2 protein-coding genes are annotated in these 1,138 nt (G+C 46.0%); both read left to right on the top strand.

Annotation, left to right across the window (positions count from 1 at the left end):
• Nucleotides 1-541 (top strand): phage tail protein (locus WAA15_RS24400; protein WP_337045465.1); only part of this gene is annotated, 541 nt, incomplete at its 5' end.
• A gap of 63 nt (nt 542-604) precedes the next feature.
• Nucleotides 605-1,138: phage tail protein (locus WAA15_RS24395; RefSeq protein ID WP_337045464.1), on the top strand; the 534-nt coding region annotated here is incomplete at its 3' end.

Raw genomic sequence — 1,138 nt, 5'->3', positions numbered from 1 at the left:
AACAATCAATCATAACACTATGGAAGATATTCTAGGTTCAATCAGCATATTTGCTGGTGACTACACCCCTGAAAATTATTTGCCATGCGATGGCAGACTGTTGCAAATAGCACAGAATCAGGCACTTTTCAGCCTAATAGGTAATAAATATGGTGGTGATAACCGTACCACTTTTGCTCTGCCCGATTTCCGCAGCCGTATTCCGGTAGGTGCAGGTAATGGAGCTGGCCTAACACCAAGAGCAATAGGGCAGACAGGCGGTAGCGAAAAAGTAACACTAGCCCTGAACCAGATTCCCGGGCATACACATGCCTTTTATGGCTCGGGTGGCCCCAAGGCATCATACACCCCTACCAATAACTATTTACCAACCGACGAAACAGGCACACCTTTTTATGCCAATACCTCTCCAACTACTGTTCTGATGAATTCTGAGGTTGTCGGTCAGACTGGTGCTTCTCAGGGTCATAATAACCTGCCACCGTATGTTGGGGTTACTTTCCTGATTTGTGTGCGTGGTATTTACCCAAGCAGAGACTAAAAGCTTTTTTATTAATTATACAATTTCTCTTTTTAATCTATTAACATTAATTGATATAAACTCATGGTAGACGATTATTTAGGTTTTATCCGTTTGTTTACGGGTATGTATGCTCCCGAAGGATACGCCTTTTGTAATGGAGCTTTATTGCCTATAAGTGGCAACGAAGCCCTATTTGCCGTTATCGGTAACAGATATGGCGGCGATGGCCGCACCAACTTCGCCCTTCCGAACCTGACGGTGGCTTTCCCGATGGGTGCCAGTGCCACAGCTTCCGCAGGTTTAACACCTCATGCAGTAGCCAGCAAAGGCGGCGAAGCAACAGTAATAGTAAGTGTAGATCAAATGCCAGCGCATACACATGCTTATAGTGCCTCGACAGCTGCACCGGCAACAGCATCTCCGTATGAAGCTTTTTTGCCGACATACCCAACTGCCACCTCGAAGTTTTATTCGGAGAAGGATAAGCCAACCGACGCACTTTTACCGATGAACCCAAACACGATAGTCACAGCAGGAGCTTCGCAGCCACATGAGAACATGCACCCGTATCTGGCAATCAATTATGTAATCTGTACACGTGGGTTGTTCCCTGTG

The organism is Emticicia sp. 17c (assembly GCF_037153985.1).
Classification (GTDB): Bacteria; Bacteroidota; Bacteroidia; order Cytophagales; family Spirosomataceae; genus Emticicia.
Note: the sequence above shows the minus strand (reverse complement) of the source record. Positions and strands in the feature narration are given on the sequence as shown.